This is a genomic window from Staphylococcus sp. FSL W8-0056 (assembly GCF_037963075.1).
Lineage (GTDB): Bacteria > Bacillota > Bacilli > Staphylococcales > Staphylococcaceae > Staphylococcus > Staphylococcus aureus.
Genome location: NZ_CP150142.1, coordinates 2,181,584 through 2,197,048, shown reverse-complemented (window position 1 = coordinate 2,197,048; position 15,465 = coordinate 2,181,584). Strand labels below are relative to the sequence as shown.

At 33.8% G+C, this 15,465-nt stretch carries 14 protein-coding genes; 11 read left to right on the top strand and 3 right to left on the bottom strand.

What is annotated here, in order from left to right; all coding sequences use genetic code 11:
• The first annotated feature begins 118 nt into the window (after positions 1 to 118).
• Positions 119 to 1,306, top strand: a complete 1,188-nt coding sequence (locus NSS86_RS11220; RefSeq protein WP_000026189.1) for an MFS transporter — start codon at positions 119 to 121, stop codon at positions 1,304 to 1,306.
• 61 nt (positions 1,307 to 1,367) lie between these two features.
• On the opposite strand, the gene NSS86_RS11215 is transcribed toward NSS86_RS11220, so the two are convergent.
• Both NSS86_RS11215 and NSS86_RS11210 read right to left on the bottom strand, forming a co-directional pair.
• Positions 1,368 to 2,720 carry a carboxylesterase/lipase family protein gene (locus tag NSS86_RS11215; protein WP_000700925.1) on the bottom strand — a complete coding sequence of 451 codons (1,353 nt, stop codon included), beginning with the start codon at positions 2,718 to 2,720 and terminating at the stop codon, positions 1,368 to 1,370.
• A 308-nt stretch (positions 2,721 to 3,028) separates the two neighbouring features.
• Positions 3,029 to 4,666: an APC family permease gene (locus tag NSS86_RS11210; protein ID WP_001030712.1), complete on the bottom strand. Its 1,638-nt coding sequence runs from the start codon at positions 4,664 to 4,666 to the stop codon at positions 3,029 to 3,031.
• A gap of 179 nt (positions 4,667 to 4,845) precedes the next feature.
• On the opposite strand from NSS86_RS11210, the gene NSS86_RS11205 reads away from it, so the two are divergent.
• The 10 genes from NSS86_RS11205 to NSS86_RS11160 all read left to right on the top strand — a co-directional run bounded on the left by NSS86_RS11205 (position 4,846) and on the right by NSS86_RS11160 (position 13,654).
• Entirely contained in the window at positions 4,846 to 5,445 is a 600-nt protein-coding gene (locus NSS86_RS11205; RefSeq protein ID WP_001291519.1) for a YdeI family protein, read from the top strand.
• Positions 5,446 to 5,448: 3 nt separating this feature from the next.
• Positions 5,449 to 5,589 (top strand): hypothetical protein, encoded by a 141-nt coding sequence (locus NSS86_RS11200; protein WP_001791736.1) that lies wholly within the window; start codon positions 5,449 to 5,451, stop codon positions 5,587 to 5,589.
• 79 nt (positions 5,590 to 5,668) lie between these two features.
• Positions 5,669 to 5,788 carry a hypothetical protein gene (locus tag NSS86_RS11195; RefSeq protein ID WP_001789925.1) on the top strand — a complete coding sequence of 40 codons (120 nt, stop codon included), beginning with the start codon at positions 5,669 to 5,671 and terminating at the stop codon, positions 5,786 to 5,788.
• A 326-nt stretch (positions 5,789 to 6,114) separates the two neighbouring features.
• Complete coding sequence (locus NSS86_RS11190) at positions 6,115 to 7,341, top strand: ABC transporter ATP-binding protein (protein ID WP_000948974.1); 1,227 nt, start codon at positions 6,115 to 6,117, stop codon at positions 7,339 to 7,341.
• Complete coding sequence (locus NSS86_RS11185) at positions 7,338 to 7,973, top strand: ABC transporter permease (RefSeq protein WP_000569120.1); 636 nt, start codon at positions 7,338 to 7,340, stop codon at positions 7,971 to 7,973. The genes NSS86_RS11190 and NSS86_RS11185 overlap by 4 nt, the downstream gene beginning before the upstream one ends.
• A 16-nt stretch (positions 7,974 to 7,989) precedes the next feature.
• Positions 7,990 to 8,931 carry an osmoprotectant ABC transporter substrate-binding protein gene (locus tag NSS86_RS11180; RefSeq protein ID WP_000721551.1) on the top strand — a complete coding sequence of 314 codons (942 nt, stop codon included), beginning with the start codon at positions 7,990 to 7,992 and terminating at the stop codon, positions 8,929 to 8,931.
• Complete coding sequence (locus tag NSS86_RS11175) at positions 8,931 to 9,626, top strand: ABC transporter permease (protein WP_000398941.1); 696 nt, start codon at positions 8,931 to 8,933, stop codon at positions 9,624 to 9,626. Before NSS86_RS11180 ends, NSS86_RS11175 begins: the two co-directional genes overlap by 1 nt.
• A 293-nt stretch (positions 9,627 to 9,919) precedes the next feature.
• Positions 9,920 to 11,320: an MFS transporter gene (locus NSS86_RS11170; RefSeq protein WP_000381269.1), complete on the top strand. Its 1,401-nt coding sequence runs from the start codon at positions 9,920 to 9,922 to the stop codon at positions 11,318 to 11,320.
• Between the two features lie 225 nt (positions 11,321 to 11,545).
• Entirely contained in the window at positions 11,546 to 12,481 is a 936-nt protein-coding gene (locus NSS86_RS11165) for a 2-dehydropantoate 2-reductase (protein ID WP_000684061.1), read from the top strand.
• Positions 12,482 to 12,802: 321 nt separating this feature from the next.
• Entirely contained in the window at positions 12,803 to 13,654 is an 852-nt protein-coding gene (locus NSS86_RS11160; RefSeq protein WP_000034497.1) for an NAD(P)-dependent oxidoreductase, read from the top strand.
• Positions 13,655 to 13,745: 91 nt separating this feature from the next.
• Here NSS86_RS11160 and NSS86_RS11155 read toward each other — a convergent pair whose 3' ends face one another.
• Complete coding sequence (locus NSS86_RS11155; protein ID WP_000208563.1) at positions 13,746 to 15,242, bottom strand: serine hydrolase domain-containing protein; 1,497 nt, start codon at positions 15,240 to 15,242, stop codon at positions 13,746 to 13,748.
• Between the last annotated feature and the right edge of the window lie 223 nt (positions 15,243 to 15,465).

Genomic DNA, 15,465 nt, shown 5'->3' with positions numbered 1-15,465 from the left:
AAGCAAAATATTATATAATAGAACGGTTATATATAAAATTGTGTTGCACACATTTTTTAATAAATCGTTATTCTAAGGGAAATGAATATCGGAAATTTTGTTTGAAAGGAGTTTTAAAATGTCAATCATGCGACTATTTACATTCATTTTAAGTATTTTTATCGTAGGAATGGTTGAAATGATGGTTGCAGGAATTATGAACTTGATGAGTCAGGACTTACATGTATCAGAAGCTGTCGTTGGTCAATTAGTGACAATGTACGCTTTAACATTTGCGATATGTGGACCTATTCTGGTTAAATTAACGAACCGTTTTTCATCAAGGCCTGTATTATTATGGACATTACTTATATTTATCATTGGTAATGGCATTATTGCTGTAGCGCCAAATTTTTCAATATTAGTAGTTGGTAGAATTATCTCATCTGCAGCAGCAGCACTAATTATCGTAAAAGTATTAGCTATTACAGCGATGTTATCAGCACCTAAAAATCGTGGCAAAATGATTGGACTTGTCTATACAGGGTTTAGTGGGGCCAATGTTTTTGGTGTACCAATTGGAACGGTTATCGGCGATTTAGTAGGTTGGCGCTATACATTTCTATTCTTAATTATTGTGAGTATTATTGTTGGCTTCTTGATGATGATCTATTTACCGAAGGATCAGGAAATACAACGAGGCCCTGTGAATCATGAGGCACCATCTCATGAAAATCATGTTACTTCGAAAATATTAAGACCTGCTGAAGTAGCAAAATATTTAATTATTACGTTTTTAGTATTGATTGCAAACTCAGTGACATTCGTCTTTATAAATCCACTTATTTTATCTAATGGTCATGATATGTCATTCGTTTCATTAGCACTTCTAGTAAATGGAATCGCTGGCGTTATTGGAACATCATTGGGTGGTATATTCTCCGATAAAATTACAAGTAAGCGTTGGTTAATGATTTCTGTTTCTATTTTTATCGTTATGATGTTACTTATGAATTTAATCTTACCTGGTTCAGGTCTATTGTTAGCAGGACTATTTATTTGGAATATCATGCAATGGAGTACTAATCCAGCAGTGCAAAGCGGTGTGATTCAACATGTTGAAGGCGACACAAGCCAAGTAATGAGTTGGAACATGTCTAGTTTAAACGCTGGTATTGGTGTTGGCGGCATTATTGGAGGCTTGGTCATGACACATGTTTCTGTTCAAGCTATCACATATACGAGTGCCATCATTGGCGCATTAGGATTAATCGTTGTTTTCACATTGAAAAATAATCATTATGCTAAAACATTTAAATCATCATAATTCTCATATGAAAAGCACGCCTGCTATCAAATTCAGGTGTGCTTTTTTAGATGCGATAACGTTATTGATATGTGCGATAATAGCGACGTTCATTATGATACATCGGCCAAGGCATTTTACCGCTTTTAGCAAAATTAGCTAAATCATTTTGCATTTGTCGACTTAAAAATTTAAGGTGAGCAGTTGTTGGATATTGATGTGCTGCTAATATTTGTAAGTTTCCGAACCAAAATACCATATCTAGAATATGGTAAGCACTGCGATAGTGTGCGCTAGAAGTATCATGCCATGCAAATTCAGCAAGCCATAGTTGTGCGTTTGAATCTTGTATATTAAGATGTTGTAAAAATTGCTTCATCGGCTGTTTGAAATAACAATGTGTAATCGCTAAAGATTGTTGCTTCGCAGTCTGAACATCTTCGTATTTTAAAGGAATATCATTTAATTCCATAATGTCGATAAAGCGTTGCGGCGATAATTTTTTCTGTTCACTAGTAATATAAATATCGCCTTCATCTTTTGTATAACATGCAAAAATTGGTTTCGTTGTTGGATAATCATTTTGTATATAATCTGTTTTAATAGGCGCATATATTAAATCAAGCCCTTTAGAAGGTCCTCGAGATTGTTTTAGCTTCGCCATCAGCATAAGAATATCATCTGTCGATAATGATGTAACATCATCTGTATCTAAATAATCGCGCATCATTTTTTGGAAATATTGTGCTTTATTGCGTGCACTCTTAAGGGTGTCTAATCGTAGTGCGCCACTTAGTAGAACGACTTTATGGAAGTATGGCTCAATGTCAGGTATTTTAAGTAAAGTCAAAATGCTCATACTGCCTGCAGACTGACCCATTAAAGTAATGTTATTAGCGTCGCCACCAAAGGATTCAATAAATTGATGCACCCATTTTATGACATTGATTTGATCTGAAAGTCCATTATTGGAATGAAAATCTTTATTAAAATATGACCAGTCTAAATATCCTAATGCGCCTAAACGATAATTGCATGTAATAACGATAATGTCGTTATTTTGTACTAAATGTGCCGGTTGATAGAGTTCGGCTGTACCATGACCATTTTCAAAACTACCACCATAAAAATAAATGATGACAGGTTTCTTCGTCTGATCATTATGTTGTTTCCAAATATTTAGATATAAACAGTCTTCATGTTCAGTAAAAGTTGTAGATTGTGAGGAGAAAAAATCTTCTAATTTGTTGTCTGGTTGCGGTGGGATGGGTTGTATTTCAGTTGCATCAATTGGCTCTGACCATTGTGTTTTTAACGTAGAATGTTTAAAGCGATTATCATGAACTGGTGGTTCTGCATAAGGAATGCCTAAGAAGATATCTAAACCATCTTGTGTAATACCATGAATTTGACCACCTGTAGTATTAATCTTCATATTTATTAACCTCCTTTATCATCCCCAATTTAATCATACCACGGTCTATAGATGATAGGTGACAAGTATAACAAGACAATTTTGTGACTGAATCAGACTAGCTTGATATCTGTTTTAACTCAAACCATTTTCAGTATTATATGATGTTCTTCTACAGTGACATTTCATTACAATATCACTCTCGCCACATTGTTATGTTAGTTATTTATAACCGATTTTCAAAATAAAAAACCAACCAAGATGTTGAAATCAATGGTTGGTTAATGTGTGTGTGTTGAAATCATATATGGCATTGCATTTTAAAATATTTAATGAGATGACTTTGATTCATTATTTAGTGACTCGCGCATCTTTGTATTGATTCGTGTTGCGCGACGGAAATAGACGCTTTCAAATGAACTCGTTGTACCGATGTAATAGAATATAAGCGCCACAACAATAATAACGATAAAGTCAAATGGATAGTGAATCATATTTAAGCCTTTAAATTCTTTGCTTCCTATAAATGACAGTATTGATAGCACGATTAAATATACAATAATCCATAAGCTACCACCAATTTGTTTCTTTGTATTACGCCAATTCATACGGTATTCATAGAAGAAGTAGATTGGTAATCCAAGTATAATGATTAAAATAACTTCAGCCGTTGTTGGCCACATTGCCCAATATATAGCTAATGAAGCTAATACAAATGATAATGGTGCCATTACTTTTAAAATTTTTGCTCTAAATGGACGAGTCATTGTTGGTCCCATTTTTCTTAATGCAATCACTGTCGTTGGGCCAGTTAAATAGGCTACTAAAGTTGCAGTAGAAATAACTGCTGCTAGCGTACCCCAATCTCTAAATAATGTAACCATAATCATACTAATGATGGCATTAAAGATGATTGCTACACGTGGGATATGATATTTTTCATTCATCTTCCCAAGAAATTTAGGGATATGTCCATTTTTCTCCATTGCTCGTAAAACTCGACCTGTAACGGCGACAAATGACACGCCAGTACCGAATGGTGATACAAAAGCTTCAATATATAGTAAAATTGCGAGCCAATTAATTCCTAATAAGATAGCTAAATCTGCAAATGGTGAATTGAAGTTGATGCCATTCCATCCACTATGTTGTAACATTGATTGAGGCATAGAAGTGATAAACGTACTTTGTAAAATGATGTACAACACTGCACTGATTGACAGTGAAATAGCGATGCCTCTTGCGATATTTTTTTCAGGATTTTTAATTTCTGAACCCATATTAATAATTGTCTGGAATGAATTGAATGAAAAAATAATCCCTGATGCTGTTGTTGCAGCAAAAATCGGTGCACTTCCGTAAGGCATAAATGTGCTTGCCGAATGGCCGTAATTTGAAGTGTCGAATCCTGATAACATCAACATGATGATGGTTAACATGGGTACGCCTAATTTAAATACAGAAATTAAACTCGTAAATGATGTTAAAAGTTTTACGGACCAATAGTTTAATAATGAAAAAATAACAATGATGAGATATACAGCTAGCAATCCGTATGTGCTAATAGAGCCATTTTCCATTAAATATCTCATTGGTTTCGCCCAATGCCACGGCCAAGAACTCATATATTGAACAGCTGACACAGCTTCGATAGGTATTATTGTCACCAAAGACACCCAATTCGCCCAAGCAGCAATAAAGCCTAATAATGAGCCATGTGTATACTGGGCATAGTTACTCATGCCACCTGATTGAGGAAACATTGTGCCGATTTCAATGTAGTTATAGGCAATGGTTCCAATGACTAGGAATCCAAGAACCCATGATATGATTGCTGCTGGTCCAGCTATTGATGATGCTTCCCACGCACCAAATAGCCAACCAGATCCTATTAAAGAGCCTAACCCTAATAAGACTAATTGGGATAGATTGATTTTGTCGTTGTGCAATTGCTTGTCTTTATTCATAAATACTCCTTCGTTATTGCCAAAAATACAAAAAATAATATGCGACAATTATACGCTTATTATAATAATAGTCAAATGCATTTTTTGTAAGAACGCAAAAGCATTTGTAAAATTAGTTTTTTATAAAATTAGGATATATAATACAATGTGTATTGAAAAACAAAATGGAAGTGATGACTATGAGTGAGAAACAATCAAATGAACAAGTTGAAGCATTTTTAAATAAAGAGAGTCAATGGCAAGAAGAATATAAATATTTGAGAGCGTTAATCTTTAATGAAACAGAATTAGAGGAAGCGTATAAATGGATGCATCCTTGTTACACGTTGAATAATAAAAATGTAGTACTTATCCATGGCTTCAAAAATTATGTTGCACTATTATTTCATAAAGGTGCCATTTTGGAGGATAAATATCATACACTCATTCAACAGACTGAAAAGGTGCAAGCAGCTCGTCAGTTACGATTTGAAAATTTAACAGAGATTCAAGCACGTACCGAAGAAATTAAATATTATCTAGCCGAAGCAATTAAAGCTGAAAAAGCTGGTAAAAAAGTTGAAATGAAGAAAACAGAGGAATATGTTATTCCTAAAGAGTTAGAAGCTAAGTTCGAAGAAATGCCACAGTTAGAGTCTTCATTTTATAAATTAACGCCAGGCAGACAACATCAATATATATATCATATTGGACAAGCTAAACGCAGTGAAACAAGACAAAAGCGTGTTGAAAAGTATATTAACCAAATACTAGAAGGTAAAGGGATGCATGATAAGTAATTAATGAGTAAAGCATACCGGTTATACAACAACATACAAGATGACACGAAACAACCAATGGCTCATGCTGTTGGTTGTTTTTTTAGGTGTGTCTGTCATGGGCAACACTTTGACGTTGGAATTCCGTTACAGGCTTGGGAGTAGAAAATGTTAGCAAAAGGCAAGGGTGTCTACAATGAATGATGAAGATATTAAAATATAAGGATGACTTTGTGAGTGGCGGATGGGCGGTTGTCCGTCTGTAACAATGGATGCGTGTGCATTATTACAAAAATTCGACTTTTGTAATAATATTTCACATTTTCGACACTTTTTTGCTATAAAACAACCAATTGAGCGATAATAAATTCGCTTTTAAAAAATATGAGTTATCTATTTAGTTGCCAAAGATAAAATAATAATGTTTAATAACATCATATAGAGTATGTTAGTTTTAAATGTCGAATATACGAATGTGCAAACAAAGTAATCGGTAGAAATTCAACATACATAGCGCCGTTTACTGTTAAGTATTCACATTACAGATGAAAAATATAAAATTCTACATAATCAAGACCATGATGTGTACTTGTTTAACTTATGACTCTATTTGTTTAACAATTGCGATAATGGTCTTTTTATTTTATGCGTATCATTCGCCATATTTTTTATGAGGAAGGAGAAATGATTATGTTAAGTATTAAGCATTTAACGAAAATTTATTCTGGTAATAAAAAGGCAGTAGATGACATCTCTTTAGATATTCAATCTGGGGAATTTATCGCATTTATTGGAACCAGTGGAAGTGGTAAAACAACTGCTTTAAGAATGATAAACCGTATGATTGAAGCGACAGAAGGACAAATTGAAATTGATGGTAAAGATGTTCGGAGTATGAATCCTGTCGAATTACGTAGAAATATTGGTTATGTTATTCAACAAATTGGGTTAATGCCTCATATGACGATTAAAGAGAATATTGTATTGGTACCCAAATTGTTGAAATGGACTAAAGAAGAAAAGGATAAACGTGCAAAGGAATTAATTAAACTTGTGGATTTACCGGAGTCATTTTTAGAGCGTTATCCAGCAGAACTATCAGGTGGGCAACAACAACGTATCGGTGTCGTAAGAGCACTTGCGGCCGAACAAGATATTATTTTAATGGATGAACCTTTTGGTGCATTGGATCCTATTACGAGAGATACGTTACAAGATTTAGTTAAAACGTTACAACGAAAATTAGGCAAGACGTTTATCTTTGTAACACATGATATGGATGAAGCGATTAAATTAGCAGACAAAATTTGTATTATGTCAGAAGGTAAGGTGGTGCAATTTGATACACCAGACAATATTTTAAGACATCCCGCAAATGATTTTGTACGTGATTTTATAGGACAAAATAGACTGATTCAAGACCGTCCCAATGACAAGACTGTAGAAGGTGTAATGATTAAACCAATCACGATACAGGCAGATGCAACGCTTAATGATGCTGTTCATATTATGAGACAAAAGCGTGTTGATACTATTTTTGTAGTAGATAGTAATAACCATTTACTAGGTTTCTTAGACATTGAAGATATAAATCAGGGTATACGTGGACACAAAAGTTTACGAGACACCATGCAACAACATATTTATACCGTTCAAATTGATTCTAAATTACAAGATTCTGTACGTACGATTTTAAAAAGAAACGTTAGGAATGTACCTGTCGTAGATGATAAGCAACGTTTAGTAGGACTGATTACGCGTGCCAATGTTGTTGACATTGTATATGACACGATTTGGGGCGATAGTGAGGATGCAGTGCAAACAGAACATGTGGGGGAAGACACTGTGTCCTCAAAAATGCATGAGCAACACACTACTAATGTCAAAGTACGTGACATAGGAGATGATAAATCATGATTGAGTTCCTACATGAACATGGTGGACAGTTGATGTCGAAAACACTGGAACATTTTTATATTTCTATAGTGGCATTATTACTTGCCATCATTGTTGCAGTACCTATAGGCATTTTATTATCAAAAACAAAGCGAACTGCCAATATTGTATTAACTGTGGCAGGTGTCTTACAAACTATTCCAACACTAGCTGTACTTGCTATTATGATACCGATTTTTGGTGTTGGTAAAACGCCTGCAATTGTAGCGCTATTTATTTATGTATTATTACCTATTTTAAATAACACGGTACTCGGTGTTCAAAATATTGATAGCAACATTAAAGAAGCTGGAAAAAGTATGGGAATGACACAATTTCAATTGATGAAGGATGTTGAATTGCCGTTAGCATTGCCGCTTATCATTGGTGGCATTCGTTTGTCATCTGTGTATGTAATTAGTTGGGCTACACTTGCAAGTTATGTAGGTGCGGGTGGATTAGGTGATTTCATTTTCAATGGTTTAAATTTATATGATCCACTGATGATTGTAACTGCAACGGTACTCGTTACTGCACTAGCATTAGGTGTTGATGCCTTATTAGCTTTAGTTGAAAAATGGGTAGTTCCCAAAGGCTTAAAAGTATCTGGATAATTAGGAGGCTAAGATAATGAAGAAAATTAAATATATACTTGTCGTGTTTGTCTTATCGCTTACCGTATTATCTGGATGTAGTTTGCCCGGACTAGGTAGTAAGAGCACGAAAAATGATGTCAAAATTACAGCATTATCAACAAGCGAATCGCAAATTATTTCACATATGTTACGGTTGTTAATAGAGCATGATACACATGGTAAGATAAAGCCAACATTAGTAAATAATTTAGGGTCAAGTACGATTCAACATAATGCCTTAATTAATGGGGATGCTAATATATCAGGTGTTAGATATAATGGCACAGATTTAACGGGAGCTTTGAAGGAAGCACCAATTAAAGATCCTAAGAAAGCAATGATAGCCACACAACAAGGATTTAAAAAGAAATTTGATCAAACGTTTTTTGATTCGTATGGTTTTGCGAATACGTATGCATTCATGGTAACGAAGGAAACTGCTAAAAAATATCATTTAGAGACAGTTTCAGATTTAGCAAAGCATAGTAAAGATTTACGTTTAGGTATGGATAGTTCATGGATGAATCGTAAAGGCGATGGCTATGAAGGATTTAAAAAAGAGTATGGTTTTGACTTTGGTACAGTGAGACCAATGCAAATAGGTCTAGTCTACGACGCATTAAACACAGAGAAGTTAGACGTTGCATTAGGTTATTCTACAGATGGTCGAATTGCCGCGTATGATTTGAAAGTACTTAAAGATGATAAACAATTTTTCCCACCTTATGCTGCGAGTGCTGTTGCAACAAATGAATTATTACGGCAACACCCAGAACTTAAAACGACGATTAATAAGTTGACAGGAAAGATTTCGACTTCAGAGATGCAACGCTTGAATTATGAAGCGGATGGTAAAGGTAAAGAACCTGCTGTCGTCGCAGAAGAATTTTTGAAAAAACACCACTATTTTGATAAACAGAAAGGTGGTCATAAGTAATGGAAGGTAATTTATTACAGCAATTATTCAATTATTATGTTACGAACTTTGGTTATCTATGGGATTTATTTTTCAAACACTTATTAATGTCTGTCTATGGTGTGCTGTTTGCAGCTTTAATTGGTATTCCATTGGGAATCTTGCTTGCAAGATACACAAAACTTTCTGGATTTGTAATTACAATTGCAAATATAATTCAAACAGTTCCAGTCATTGCAATGTTAGCTATTTTAATGTTAGTCATGGGCTTAGGTTCAGAAACAGTAGTTTTAACAGTGTTTTTATATGCGTTACTTCCAATTATAAAAAACACTTATACTGGTATAGCTAGTGTTGATGCGAATATTAAGGATGCTGGCAAAGGTATGGGAATGACACGCAATCAAGTGCTACGAATGATTGAATTACCGTTATCTGTTTCGGTTATTATCGGTGGCATTCGTATTGCCTTGGTTGTTGCGATAGGTGTTGTTGCCGTTGGATCATTTATAGGAGCACCTACGCTTGGTGACATTGTGATTCGTGGTACAAATGCGACGGATGGCACAACGTTTATTTTAGCAGGTGCGATTCCGATTGCTATCATTGCAATCGTCATTGATGTACTATTAAGATTTTTAGAAAAACGATTAGACCCAACAACACGACATCGTAAAAATCAATCTAATCATCGGCCGCAAAGTATTAATATGTAATAGTAGAAGATGTTTATAATTTAGCGATTTCGTTTCATGATTTATAAAAAATGAGGCTACTCAAGGAGCTCAAATAATCTTTGAGTAGCCTTTTTATAGGTTGTGTTTGTATGCGTTTACACTAAAATAGCAATTATTATCATGAAAGTTTTTGGATAAAAAGCGTTAATTATTGTAAAAATGCTAAAAAATGAGATGTTTTATTTATAATTTTCTGCAAATTTATGATATTGTTTCTTAATATATCATATTAAAAATTTGTTTTTCTTAAACATAGGAGGCTTATCTAATTCATGGACACATCAAAACAATTTAGAGGTGACAACCGATTGCTTTTGGGTATCGTTTTAGGGGTTATTACCTTTTGGCTATTCGCGCAGTCACTTGTTAATCTTGTTGTCCCATTACAATCAACATATAGTAGTGACGTTGGAACGATAAATATCGCTGTTAGCTTATCTGCCTTATTTGCTGGTTTGTTTATCGTAGGTGCTGGTGATGTTGCTGATAAATTTGGTCGCGTCAAAATTACTTATGTAGGATTGATATTAAATGTTGTAGGTTCATTACTCATCATCATTACACCTTTGCCAGCATTTTTAATTATAGGTAGAATAATTCAAGGTTTGTCTGCAGCATGTATTATGCCATCCACACTTGCTATTATTAACGAATATTATATTGGTACAAGAAGACAACGTGCCTTAAGCTATTGGTCTATTGGTTCTTGGGGTGGTAGTGGTATTTGTACGTTGTTTGGTGGCTTAATGGCTACATATATAGGTTGGCGTTCAATATTTGTTGTTTCAATTCTATTAACATTATTAGCAATGTACTTAATCAAACATGCACCTGAGACTAAAGCAGAACCAATCAAAGGTATGAAAGCAGAAGCTAAAAAGTTTGACGTTATTGGTTTAGTCATTTTAGTAGTGACGATGTTAAGTTTAAATGTAATCATCACACAGACGTCTCATTTTGGTTTAGTTTCACCGTTAATTCTAGGTTTAATTGTTGTGTTTATCTGTTCATTAGTTGGTTTTGTATATTACGAAAATAAAATAAAGCATCCACTTGTTGATTTTTCAATTTTTAAAAATAGAGGATACAGTGGTGCAACTATTTCAAACTTCTTATTAAATGGTGTAGCAGGTGGTGCACTTATCGTTATTAACACGTATTATCAACAACAATTAGGATTTAATTCTTCGCAAACGGGTTATATTTCATTAACGTATTTAATAGCAGTGTTGTCAATGATTCGTGTAGGTGAAAAGATTTTATCTCAACATGGTCCGAAGCGCCCACTATTACTAGGAAGTGGCTTTACAGTGATTGGGTTAATCTTATTGTCGTTAACATTTTTACCAGAAGTGTGGTATATCATATCTAGTATAGTTGGATATTTATTGTTTGGTACTGGTTTAGGATTATATGCTACACCATCAACTGATACAGCAGTTGCTAGTGCGCCAGATGATAAGTCGGGTGTTGCTTCAGGCGTATATAAAATGGCGTCATCATTAGGAAATGCATTTGGAGTAGCAGTATCTGGTACAGTTTATACTGTGTTAGCAGCTAATTTAAATTTGAACTTAGGTGGTTTCACAGGTATGATGTTTAATGCCTTGCTAGCAATTGTTGCATTTTTAGTCATTTTACTATTAGTTCCTAAAAATCAAACGAATTTGTAAAACCGAAATGAAAGCAAGTTATTATGTAGGGATTTTAAAGGAAATTTTGTGAAAGTAAGTTTATCATACACACTTAATGTTACGTATTGACGTTTAATGTTAGGTGTGTTCTTTTATAGACGATAAAAGCTGTGTGCATATTAAGCGAATGATTTTCAAATTGACGCTAATATGCGAAAGTAGTATTTTTAAAATGAACAACAACGATGAAGAGGGGTTTATAGGATGAAAATTGCAATTGCTGGATCGGGTGCATTAGGTAGTGGCTTTGGTGCCAAACTATTTCAAGCAGGATATGATGTCACACTTATTGACGGATATACATCTCATGTTGAAGCGGTTAAGCAACATGGATTAAATATAACGATTAATGGAGAGGCATTCGAGTTAAACATTCCGATGTATCATTTTAATGATCAACGGGACGAAAGCATTTACGATGTTGTCTTTCTATTTCCAAAGTCTATGCAATTAAAAGAAGTGATGGAAGATATGAAGCCACATATTGATAATGAAACGATCGTCGTATGTACGATGAATGGTCTGAAGCATGAAGAAGTCATTGCGCAGTATGTTGCTCAATCACAAATTGTCAGAGGTGTTACGACTTGGACGGCAGGTCTTGAAAGCCCTGGACACAGTCATTTACTTGGTAGTGGACCAGTTGAAATAGGTGAACTAGTGGATGAAGGTAAAGAAAATGTTATAAAAGTTGCTGATTTACTTAACGAAGCGGAATTGAATGGTGTCATTAGTAAAGATTTATACCAATCGATTTGGAAAAAGATTTGTGTTAATGGTACGGCAAATGCATTAAGCACAGTGTTGGAGTGTAATATGGCATCACTGAATGAAAGTAGTTATGCGAAGTGTTTGATTTATAAATTAACGCAAGAAATAGTGCATGTAGCGACGATTGATAATGTTCATTTAAATGTTGATGAAGTATTTGAATATTTAGTTGATTTAAATGAAAAAGTTGGTGCGCATTATCCATCCATGTATCAAGATTTAATTGTTAATAATAGAAAAACTGAAATTGATTATATTAATGGCGCAGTTGCAACATTGGGTAAACAACGTCATATTGAAGCGCCAGTCAATCGCTTTATTACTGATTTAATTCATACTAAAGAAAGTCAGCGACACGCACAGGATTAATTGGTGTTTTAGGTATGATTACAAGGAAATGACAATCACGTGATATTACGGTCATTATTAAGATTGAAATGTAATAAATAAAGAACAGCAGTAAGGTACTTTCAAATTGAAATGATCTTGGTGCTGTTTTTCTTGATTGATCTTCGTCATAATTCAGATTTGTCATAGGTCTACGACATACTATTAGTATTTACTAGACAGTTTTTACGACGACACTTTGAAAAATTTTGAGGCAAATCATTTGGAAGTCTCACGTGAATTTTGTAAACTCATCAAGCAAGTAATTATATTAAAAAGACAAATAGAGAAAAGGTGTTTATAATGAGTAAAATTTTTGTAACTGGTGCAACGGGCCTTATTGGCATTAAATTAGTTCAAAGACTAAAAGAAGAGGGGCATGAGGTTGCTGGTTTTACTACATCTGAGAATGGTCAACAAAAGCTAGCTGCTATTAATGTAAAAGCATATATTGGTGATATATTAAAAGCTGATACTATTGATCAAGCGTTAGCAGATTTTAAACCAGAAATCATTATCAACCAAATTACGGATTTAAAAAATGTTGATATGGCAGCAAATACGAAAGTACGTATTGAAGGTTCTAAAAACTTAATTGATGCGGCGAAAAAGCATGACGTTAAGAAAGTAATTGCCCAAAGTATTGCCTTTATGTATGAACCTGGCGAAGGATTAGCAAATGAGGAAACTTCACTTGATTTTAACTCAACTGGTGATAGAAAAGTAACGGTTGATGGTGTGGTTGGTCTAGAAGAAGAAACGGCTCGTATGGATGAATACGTTGTTTTACGTTTTGGTTGGTTATATGGCCCAGGTACTTGGTACGGAAAAGATGGCATGATTTATAATCAATTTATGGATGGTCAAGTGACACTTTCAGATGGCGTAACATCATTTGTGCATCTTGATGATGCAGTTGAAACATCTATTCAAGCTATTCATTTTGAAAATGGTATCTATAATGTAGCAGATGATGCACCTGTTAAAGGTTCTGAATTTGCAGAATGGTATAAAGAACAACTTGGTGTTGAACCAAATATTGATATTCAACCTGCGCAACCATTTGAACGTGGCGTAAGCAATGAGAAGTTTAAAGCGCAAGGTGGTACTCTGATTTATAAAACTTGGAAAGACGGCATGAATCCAATTAAATAATAATTTATCCGTTTAATATACAAAGAATAAAGACTTGGTCGAATCGTGGATGATATATTATCAAACGCACGGCTCGAACAAGTCTTTTTTATTATGTCTTCGTTATCTTTGTATGAAGGAATAACAGAATTACAATTAATGTACTGAATAATGCAATTAATGTTGTGATTAGTGCTAATTTAATTTCTATTGGTAGCCAAGTCAGTACAAAAGACCAATTATTGCTACCGAGAATGAGATATGGTAATGCATATAATATGAGCGCTATAGCGATACATAAACATAAAGTTAGCCAACTCAATACAGCAATCCGTTTTGATCTACGCAAAAGAATTTGACCATGGCGCATTTGCCAAGCACGATAAGCTGAGAATATAAATGCTAATAAAATAAGTGTTGTCATCAAAACGGTAACAATATTAAATTGGTCTTTATATTGATTGAGTATAGACGCAACCGTCGAATATCGCTTGTGATTTACAATTTGTGTATTAAGATGCTCAACTAATTTGGGTACATATTCCGAATTTAGATTTGCAAGCACAACAATTCCATAATTTTGTTTTGGATTTAGTAAAATAAATGATGAAAAGTTATCGAGCGTTCCTGAATGAAACACTAAATGTTCATCATTATTGGTAAACCAGCCCGAAGCATATGCATTGGCATTAGGTTCACCAATTGTTGATGATAAATTTTTATGTGATTGTTGAACTAATGATTTGTATTTATCAGGTGGATTAAGTTGGAATTTTATCCAATGTTCCAAATCTTCAGTTGATGTCATCATATATGCTGATGGTGTATCCCAAAGGTTAAATTCAGGTTTAGAGACGACAGGTGTCGAACCTTGTAATTCGTAGCCAATAGCATCATGTTTTGATTTGTTATTGGTTTGTTTGAATGATGTATGTGTCATATGCAAAGGCTTGAGCCATGAATTTGTAATATATTTTGTATAGGATTGCTTCGTAACGTTTTGGATAATTAAACCTAATAAATCATAGTTCATATTTGAGTATTCAAATTCTTCTCCGGGCTTATGATGTAATTCATCACCCATAATTGCACGGGTTACATCATTTAAACGATTATTTTTATTTGTTACGGCGTCTTCGCTTGTAATATCACTAGGTATACCACTTGTTTGAGCCAAAAGTTGCTTAATCGTAATAGTTTCATTTTGACCATTATAGTTCATTTTAAAATGAGGCACATGTTTGGATACGTCATCATTTAAGTTTAATCGACCTTCTTGAGCTAATTTTAAAATTGCAAGACCTGTGAAAGCTTTAGTATTAGAAGCAATTTCATACTTTGTTGTGGGAGAAGCTTTGACTTTTTTATCAACATCTTGATAACCATAACCTTTATTTAAAAAAACTTTGCCATTTTTTACTATTAAAATTGATGCTCCAGGAATGTGTCCCTTTTGTAAATCATGCTCGATAATTTTATCTATTTGTTGTTGCGAATCATTGGTTAGCCGTGTCTTCGTATTGCTATTTAATGTTATATATATAGCAATTGAAATGGCGACTAAAATGATAATAGAAATGGATAGAAAATACAGTTTTTTAGTAGTCATAAACGTTCCTTTTTATATGTTAAATTTACTTAAGTGCCTAATGAGATTTATTTTATTATACCAGTTCTATTGAATAAATTAATTAAAGAGGTATATTTACCATTATTTTTGACACCTTATATGTTAATAGGTGTATAATTACATAAAAAATATTAATTAACTCTCTATACTTTTTGGAAAGATAGGCGTATAGTGATATCCATCAAAAACTATAAAAAGGAAT

Bases quoted from the DNA above. Each gene is read 5' to 3' on its own strand.
- NSS86_RS11220 (WP_000026189.1), top strand. From the start codon at position 119: ATGTCAATCATGCGACTATTTACATTCATTTTAAGTATTTTTATCGTA.
- NSS86_RS11215 (WP_000700925.1), bottom strand. From the start codon at position 2,720: ATGAAGATTAATACTACAGGTGGTCAAATTCATGGTATTACACAAGAT.
- NSS86_RS11210 (WP_001030712.1), bottom strand. From the start codon at position 4,666: ATGAATAAAGACAAGCAATTGCACAACGACAAAATCAATCTATCCCAA.
- NSS86_RS11205 (WP_001291519.1), top strand. From the start codon at position 4,846: ATGAGTGAGAAACAATCAAATGAACAAGTTGAAGCATTTTTAAATAAA.
- NSS86_RS11200 (WP_001791736.1), top strand. From the start codon at position 5,449: ATGAGTAAAGCATACCGGTTATACAACAACATACAAGATGACACGAAA.
- NSS86_RS11195 (WP_001789925.1), top strand. From the start codon at position 5,669: ATGGGCGGTTGTCCGTCTGTAACAATGGATGCGTGTGCATTATTACAA.
- NSS86_RS11190 (WP_000948974.1), top strand. From the start codon at position 6,115: ATGTTAAGTATTAAGCATTTAACGAAAATTTATTCTGGTAATAAAAAG.
- NSS86_RS11185 (WP_000569120.1), top strand. From the start codon at position 7,338: ATGATTGAGTTCCTACATGAACATGGTGGACAGTTGATGTCGAAAACA.
- NSS86_RS11180 (WP_000721551.1), top strand. From the start codon at position 7,990: ATGAAGAAAATTAAATATATACTTGTCGTGTTTGTCTTATCGCTTACC.
- NSS86_RS11175 (WP_000398941.1), top strand. From the start codon at position 8,931: ATGGAAGGTAATTTATTACAGCAATTATTCAATTATTATGTTACGAAC.
- NSS86_RS11170 (WP_000381269.1), top strand. From the start codon at position 9,920: ATGGACACATCAAAACAATTTAGAGGTGACAACCGATTGCTTTTGGGT.
- NSS86_RS11165 (WP_000684061.1), top strand. From the start codon at position 11,546: ATGAAAATTGCAATTGCTGGATCGGGTGCATTAGGTAGTGGCTTTGGT.
- NSS86_RS11160 (WP_000034497.1), top strand. From the start codon at position 12,803: ATGAGTAAAATTTTTGTAACTGGTGCAACGGGCCTTATTGGCATTAAA.
- NSS86_RS11155 (WP_000208563.1), bottom strand. From the start codon at position 15,242: ATGACTACTAAAAAACTGTATTTTCTATCCATTTCTATTATCATTTTA.